General features: G+C 37.4%; 6 protein-coding genes. 4 read left to right on the top strand and 2 right to left on the bottom strand.

Annotation, left to right across the window (positions count from 1 at the left end):
- Window positions 1-167: 167 nt before the first annotated feature.
- Window positions 168-560 (bottom strand): hypothetical protein, encoded by a 393-nt coding sequence (locus PN457_RS05490; protein WP_271731842.1) that lies wholly within the window; start codon window positions 558-560, stop codon window positions 168-170.
- Window positions 561-790: 230 nt separating this feature from the next.
- On the opposite strand from PN457_RS05490, the gene PN457_RS05485 reads away from it, so the two are divergent.
- From PN457_RS05485 to PN457_RS05470, 4 genes are read left to right on the top strand one after another with little or no spacing between them, the layout of a single operon-like run.
- On the top strand, window positions 791-1,402 hold the full coding sequence (locus tag PN457_RS05485) for a sigma-70 family RNA polymerase sigma factor (RefSeq protein WP_271731841.1): 612 nt from the start codon (window positions 791-793) through the stop codon (window positions 1,400-1,402).
- Window positions 1,403-1,460: 58 nt separating this feature from the next.
- Window positions 1,461-2,378: a DUF1822 family protein gene (locus tag PN457_RS05480; protein WP_271731840.1), complete on the top strand. Its 918-nt coding sequence runs from the start codon at window positions 1,461-1,463 to the stop codon at window positions 2,376-2,378.
- Window positions 2,379-2,406: 28 nt separating this feature from the next.
- Window positions 2,407-4,749, top strand: coding sequence for a CHASE2 domain-containing protein (locus tag PN457_RS05475; protein WP_271731837.1), 2,343 nt, complete (start codon window positions 2,407-2,409; stop codon window positions 4,747-4,749).
- Window positions 4,730-5,533 (top strand): DUF928 domain-containing protein, encoded by an 804-nt coding sequence (locus PN457_RS05470; RefSeq protein ID WP_271731835.1) that lies wholly within the window; start codon window positions 4,730-4,732, stop codon window positions 5,531-5,533. The genes PN457_RS05475 and PN457_RS05470 overlap by 20 nt, the downstream gene beginning before the upstream one ends.
- A gap of 5 nt (window positions 5,534-5,538) precedes the next feature.
- Here PN457_RS05470 and PN457_RS05465 read toward each other — a convergent pair whose 3' ends face one another.
- Entirely contained in the window at window positions 5,539-8,280 is a 2,742-nt protein-coding gene (locus PN457_RS05465; protein ID WP_271731834.1) for a CHAT domain-containing protein, read from the bottom strand.
- Between the last annotated feature and the right edge of the window lie 50 nt (window positions 8,281-8,330).

Here is an 8,330-nt window from a genome sequence, read left to right as displayed (position 1 = left end):
TAGCGGGTAAGATACCCGCACTACTAAATAGAATCCCTGTTTTAGTTACAAGTTGTGAGCCTTCCACCTTTGCGCACCTTAGCGTTACCTTAGCGCCCCTTTGCGTTAAAGAATAGTATTAAAAAAGTTTGATGGGTGTGTAAAAATTGGAAGAACTCCCAGGAGCATTACTGTTTAATTAAACGAGTTCCTGTTTGTACATTTACCAAACCTTGGTCTATAATTTCATATTTCCTGGTACCAGATAACCCTGATGAAGTTCTGACTTCAACATAAATAAAGTTCCCGCTACGTCTCCATCTACCTCGTACATCTACCTGGCGTGTGCGCGGACGAGTATAACCACTGTTAATAAAAGATGTACATTTTTCTACTAAGTCACCACTGTCATAAAAGTAATGAACACAGCTTTGGTCTATCCCTACTTGGCGATCGCTCTTTTGAGAAGTAAATGCTGCGAGTAATTGAGGGCTATTTTGTGCGGGAGCTACGTTCATATTCCCGCCAAATATAAATACTGTGGCGGTGGTAGTCATAAGTAATTTATGCAACTTGTTCATAGTTACCTCACTAGAGGGTAATTGTTAACTTCTAGTTATTACTAGAAGCTGAAACCAAGTTTTCACACATTTACTTATTAGTATTACTTATTAATAATATAATTTATATAAGATATACATATAAAAATACCTGCGAAAAATAGCTGTCAGCGTCCCATAGATAAATGTGTGGGTTAAACGAAAATACATATTTAACCTTATGTACTACATTCAACCTGGAAAACTTGTTTATGAGTGATATCAATGAAAAACTATGTCAACTGATTAATGAGGCGATCAGATTACCCCCAAAAAGCAAACAAAAGTATCAAAAAATCAATGAAATATACCTATTAGTAAGCGCATCTGGGGAACTTTGGCGAGAATATAAACCCTACTATGAAGACGCATTACAGGACATGTGGAGATATTGCTGTCAAAATTTACATGAATATGATTCTACACAAACCCAAGTAATTACCTGGTTCAACAGACATTTAAAAAATGCTTTGGCTAGATATCGACATAATGAAGAAATCAGAAACAAAAAAATCTATCCCCTGATTAATAAACCATTATCTCACAAAGACATTGAACCATCACTGGATATATGGGAGGAAACTGCTAAATGGGTAAAAAATGACCCTGAACAAGTATTACGTAATATCCATTTTCCCCATCATCCAGAAATTACGGCTCAAGTGATTATTTTACGGAGATTACCCCCTCATATTCCTGCTTGGAAAGAAATCGCCCAAGAGTTTAATTTAAACGATGCTGAAAGCAAAAATTTACCGAAGTGGTATAGCCGTAATTGCTTACCTTTATTACGGAAATTCGGTAATGAGCAAGGGTATATCTAAAAGTAGATTTTAGTAAATCTCCCATCCAATTATGAAAATTACAAGGTAGATAACAACTATGTCCAATCAAAGTTATGTGCAACAAGCAAATATTGCTATCCCATTAATTATTACTCAACAAGCAATTAATACTGCTGCAAAATTTGCTCAACAACAGCCTAATCTTAAAGCACAGCAAGTTTATCTCAATACTTTAGCTGTGTACTTAGTAAATAATTACTTAGGTATTATGGGAATTGAGACGGATTTAACAGCGGGAGATAGTTGGAATCCGGTGGTACGTTTCGCTGCTGATGTTGCTGATTTAGAAATTACAGGTGTGGGGCGTTTAGAATGTCGTCCCATAACTGGTAACCAGGAAAAATGTCCTATTCCTTTAGAAGTCATGGATGAGAGAATCGGTTATGTGGTAGTTGAGATTAATCTAGAAGAAAGTTCGGCGCATTTACTGGGGTTTACCCCAGAAGTGACAACAGAAGATATATCTGTTAATCAGTTACTACCAATAAAAACGTTATTTGAGCATATCAGTCAATTAACATCAGAAACCCCTATGGTTCAACTCAGTGACTGGTTAAATCATGTTTATGAATCTGGTTGGGAGTTATTAGAGAATATTTTCACCGATCCTGTCCATCAATTGAGTTTTGGTTTTAGAGATAGCAACACAATTATTAGGGGTAAAAAGTTAGATTTTATTCAAGGTGAGCAGGGGGTGGCGTTATGTGTAGCGGTGACTCCAGTATTTAACTCAGAAATGGCGATATCTATAAATTTGTATTCCTATATACAAAAAAAATTACCTTCTGGATTGCGGTTAATGTTATTTAACGCACAAGGAAAATTAGAAATGCAGGTAGAATCTGGGGAGAATGATCAGTTTCTCCGGTTTCAATTTCATGGGGAACTACAAGAAATTTTTAGTATTAAAATTTGTTTTGGAGAGCTAGAGATTACAGAGGAGTTTATTGTATAGTTATGAGTCAAGTGATGAAAGCACCACCATGAGTAAAGTAGTAACTCTTGACTTAAATGGTCACCTAAAACAGGGATTTCACGTGAGTTTGGAGATTAAGGAGGAGGGTTACAGCACCATTATTTGTGGTCGCCTAGGAAACTTACCTCCTGCTCCAGAACTACACCAGGGATGTGAATCTCACTGGAAAATCTACCGGAGTTTAGCAGCATCCTATCGCATTAAAAATAAGCAAATTATCACTCAAACATATGTACAATCATGCTTAGAACAGTGTCATCAATCTAGTATTGAGTTAAAAAAGAGTTTAAATCAATGGGTGAAGTCCGAAGGGTTTCGGGAAATTCATGATTGTATTAAAGAACAGTTAAGCCCAACTGAACCGGCGCGATTTTTGATGCGTGGTCATGATGAATGTTTACAAAAGCTACCTTGGTATGAATGGGATATGTTTAAATCCTATCCCTACGCCGAATTGGGTTGGAGTTATGGAAATTACCAAGCAACTAAATGCATAAATACCAATCCTGGAAAAGTCAAAGTTTTAGTAATTTTGGGTAGTCCTCAAGGTATTGATATTGATATCGATAAAAATATATTACAGGGTTTACCTGATGTTGATGTATGTTGTTTATATCAACCCCAACGCAGGGAAATTAATGACCAGTTGTGGGAATATCAATGGGATATTATCTTTTTTGCCGGACATAGTAGAACGGAATCCCAAGTAGGTAAAATTGATATTAATCCTGATGATAGTATGACTATTGATGACCTATGTAAGGGATTAAGGAAGGCAATTGACAGAGGTTTAAAGTTAGCAATCTTTAACTCCTGTGATGGATTAGGATTAGCTAAAAGTCTTTTTCAGTTGCAGATTCCTCAAATAATAGTGATGCGGGAGTTGATTCCTGATGCAGTAGCTCATAAGTTTGTGGAATACTTTTTACAAAATTTGGCTGGGGGTAATTCTCTATATCTTTCTCTCAGAGATGCTAGGGAGAAATTACAAGGGTTAGAAGATAAGTTTCCCTGTGCAACTTGGTTACCGATGATGTTTCAAAATCCGGGAATAGTACCACTAACCTGGGAGGATTTACGCGGAGAAAAAACCCCCACCCGAAAATTACACAGGGTGAATTTTATCCAATTATTATTAGCCAGTTTTGTGTGTACTGGTTTAGTGATGGGGGTGCGATCGCTTGGTTGGTTACAGGATAGGGAACTCAAAACTTATGATCAAATGATGAGTATGGGAAGGGAGGAAAAAGCAGATAATCGTATAGTAATTGTCAAGGTCACAGATGAGGACATGAACAATTTTCCTGGTTTATTCAACACATCTAAAATCACCGATGAATTACTATTAAAAGCGTTACAAAAAATTAATCAACATCAACCCGCAACCATAGGTTTAGATATCCTCCGGGATATTCCCACCTACTCAGTTAATCAAGTAGATATTTATCCCCAATTAACTAGTTATTTGCGAGAAAATTCCCATATTTTCCCCATCTGTAAAGTTGGTGAACACATAATTACCACCTCTGATGATTACGGTTATTCTCCACCCCAGAACAGCAGAAAAAATAATCTTAGCTTTAATGACTTTGTAGTTGATGGCGATCGTGTCCTGCGTCGCCATCTTATTTATATGGACCCCCCTGAGCGTTCTGTTTGTCAAGCTCGCCATGCTTTAAGTTTACAACTAGCGCGGAACTTTTTAAGCAAATCAGCAGGAATAAAATTAGAAGTTATACAAACTCCCACAGGTAAGTTATTTAAACTGGGTCAGGTAATTTTACCGGAGTTAAAAAACAAAGTCGGCTTTTATCAAACAATAGATGATGGTGGTTATCAAATATTATTGAACTATCGCTCTACCAAAAATATAGCTACAGAAATCAGTTTACACAGGGTAATTAATAATGATTTTCCTGCTGATTTCTTCCAAAATAAAATCGTTCTGGTTGGTTATATATCCAGAGCCAAAGGTAATGATTTCTATGCTACCCCTGTAAGTAACAAACCTGGTGAAGAGATGGCCGGAGTCCAGATTCATGCACATATGACTAGTCAATTAATCAGTATTGCTTTAGGGGAGAGAAAACTATTGACCTTTTTACCTTGGTGGGGTGATGCTGCTGCAATTTTACTGATTACTTTTATAGGGGGTATACCTATTTTATATGGGGGAAAATCATTATCTGTAATCATCATGCTTGGGGAAATTATCATCATAACTGGTATTGGCTATTACGTTTATATTACAGGTCCATTAATCCCCACGATCATCGCATTAGTTTTCATCACAATTTACGCCTATGTTTCACCAATTACCAGAATAAATCATGTTAAGGAAAATAAGTAAAATTAACTATAGATATATCTCAGTATTAATGCTGGGCTTAATCAGCTTCCCACTGATATTACTGAAAGTACAAGGGGAATCTCCCCCCAATCAGGTTTCATTAATTCAATTCCTGCAAAAAAAAGACGAACCACCCCCAGATTTAGGAGACAAAGGCGCACCAGTGGGTAGGGTACAAGGAGGTCCACGTAGTCCTAACAATTGTCCTCACATCCAACCCCCCCTAACTGCTATAGTACCCAGTATTCTTGAACCCAGTCTTTTAACTCTTGTGTGGGGAACAACTATAAAATCATCACCCAGTCTCTGGTTTTATGTTCCCTACTCACCTAGAGATGTGGAGAGCAGTAAATTAATTATCTGGGATGGGGTTGCAGATAGACGAAAACATCCACCAGTTTATCAAGGTAATGTTACCTTAGAAGCAACTCCCGGAATTATTCGCCTATCCCTGGCAGACAAAATAAAACTAGAGGATAATCAGAAATATCATTGGTATTTATCAGTTTCTTTGAAATGTAATCCCCAAGACGACATTGGTGTGAATGGGTGGGTATGGATAGACACAGAAAAACTCAATTCTTTAACCCCAACCTTAGCGGGTAAGTCCAAGGAAGAGCAGGCTTTTATTTTAGCTCAAGAGGGTATTTGGCAGGATGCTTTTACTTTAGCGGTGGAAAATTCCCCAGCAGATTGGCGAAAATTGTTAATGGATATTGATTTAGATGATATAGTTACCGAAAGGGTAGTAGATTGTTGTAGCTTGGTGGACAGTGGAGAGTGATCAAGCTATAACCAATTTCCTACCAAAACAACTGTACCCCAATCACTGGGTGAAAAGTTGTTACTTAGAAGATATAACTGTGCTTTTTGCAAAGCTTGGGCTTTGGTCAAATCAGGATAATTAATTAATTCCTCATAAAATCGTTTGATTAAGACTGCAGTTGATTGATCATCTACTGTCCATAAAGTCGCTAAAGTGCTACGTGCGCCAGAACGGACTGCTAACCCTGCTAATCCTAAAGCAGCGCGGTTATCTCCTGTAGCTGTTTGACAAGCACTCAGAACTAGTAGTTCAATATTCTCAGATGTTAGTGGCTCTCTATTTGCTAATAAATCCCTTAATTCATTAATATTAACAGGTTCATCCCAGGCATATATAACAGTGTCTTGAGGATTAGAGCTAAACTGTCCATGAGTTGCTATGTGAATAATCTGGGGACGAGTTTGACTAACTTTCAGTTGTAAGTTCTTTTTAGTGAACTGTTCCTCACGCAGTTGTTCCCCTGGGAATAAAGACTTGATCTGATCGAGTTCTAACCTGACAAATGGTAAGGGTCCCAAGTTATTTTCATCTGGAAAACTGGGAGCTTGATCTGTACTGATTCCAGCAGATAAGGTAATTGGGGACTGTTGTTTGAGGGTTTGGGGCTGAAGTAATTTTAAACCAGGACTGTAGGCGATCGCATATTTTTCGATTAAATACTTTTCTCCATCATCCAAAACCGCCATCGGAACATTACGTAAGTATCCATCTACAACAAACACCACAGTTTGAATATTATTTGCTGTTAACACAGGATCAACCTGAGCAAACAACCACTGATAAACCTGTTGAGATAACCGGTTTAACTGGGGATCTGGGTAAGATTTTTTGACAATTTCCTGTAATTGTTCTAATTTACTTTCCAATCTCTCCTGAGTAATTTCCGTAGTATAGTGTAATAAAGGTTGTTCAGGTAGAGTGACAATCACCTCTAGGCGCTGGGGTAAAATAATCCCATAAAATATGGCTGTAGGTGATTTAGCTTGGGCTGATTGCTGGACAAAATCATCAATATTAACGGTATTATCTTCTATACAAGCATCTCTAAAAAAGTTTTCTAACTCTGCTAATTGCAAAGATTCAATCACATCACGGGCTTTTCTTAAATCATCTTGACTGGGATGGTCGGTTAAAAGTAAATCTATATATTTCCGATATACTGGTTCAACACTTTCCCTAAAATCATACTGTACATCTGGATTCAAAGTTACCAAATCACTACGCAAATTTTTCAGGTAATTAACCGCATTACCATAAGCTGTGATTGCTGCTGGTTTTTGATGGAGTTGAAGATATAATCTACCTAACTGCCATTGGATTTCATAATCTAGTAAAGAAATATTAAAAGCTGTTAATTGTTGAGTTATATCTAAAGCTAACAGAGTATATTTTTGGGCTTTTTCCCATTCTCCCAGTTGCTCATATACTCTTCCCACCAGAGCTAAAGCATGAGACTGGGTGCGTTGATCTCCTAATTCTGCTGCTGTCTGAGCTATGTTAATTAGTTTTAACAATGTTGTGGAAACTAAATCTTGATTCCAATTATTCTTGGGATCATTTTCCTCCCTGGGTTGCAGACAGGTTAACTTTGTTGCTTCCTGACAGAATTGATATTCAGTTAACTTAATTTCTGCATATAGCCTAGATTGACTCAAGGGTACATTACCAATCAGTTTTTCAGCTTCCTGAATTGGGGATATATCTTGAGATAATTCTATCTGATTGAGAATTGCCTCTAGTTTAATCTGTCCTACTGGTGCTTGACCAGCTGCTTGGCGGTAATCTTTCTGTGCTGGTTGACAAAATTTATCTTGATTTTCTTCACATAAACTGCGTTTGGTATTACCTAAACTCAGTAAAATATAACTTTCATATTCAGGAAAAGAACCTTGGACAAGGTGCTGTGTAATCTCTAAAACCCCTTGAGACGCAGCCAAATTACCCACACCTCTCAAAGCATTACCTAAACTATGTAATCCTTTAACTTGACTCAAAGTAACATGATCTAAACTAGGGATTAATGTTTGTAAATTTCCCTGGCAATTTTCAGCATTGATCTGAAAAGCAGTCAGTAAAATCCGACAACTCCTCGGATAAAAGCCCAACTTTTGCATCCCTTGGGCTTGATTGACCTGATTAGCAAATAATAACCCTGATTCACCAATCTCACCATAAATTTTAGCAGCATCTTGCCAACTTTCCACAGCCCGTTCTGTTTGACCGATCATTAACTGATGCTGTCCTTGAATATCCCAAGTTTGCGCTAAAATTCGCTGTTGTTCAGTTGTCTGTTCCAGAGTACCTAGAATATTTAAACTTTCATCTATATATATTGCTGATTTGGGCCAATTTGCTAATTGTTGATAAGTTAAAGCCAGATTACCTAATACCATAGCTCGATTGAGTCTATCTCCCTGGACAGCATAAGCATAATCAGCTTGTTTCCACTTACTTACCGCTGCGGTAAATTCTCCCTGTGTGTATAAATCTTGAGCTTGTTGGACTATTGCTAAGGGATTATTTTGACTCTGAGCAACCACGGGGGAAATGGTCATGGATGTGATAAATAGTAATACTGTTATCAATCCCATATTTTGCTGATAAACCCTTCTCAGGTTCTGTAAAGCCATTAAACGGAAAATCTTATGACCTGCGGAACTCCATAAGACTAAGTAGTTACCAAGATGGCGTTTTAAACTTTTCAAAGTTCACCTACTTATTTTGACTTGAGTAGTATTAGCACCACAAAATATTA

The organism is Anabaenopsis arnoldii, assembly GCF_028331025.1.
Classification (GTDB): domain Bacteria; phylum Cyanobacteriota; class Cyanobacteriia; order Cyanobacteriales; family Nostocaceae; genus Anabaenopsis; species Anabaenopsis arnoldii.
The sequence above is the reverse complement of the archived record's forward strand: the minus strand, read 5'-3'. Positions and strand labels throughout refer to the sequence as shown.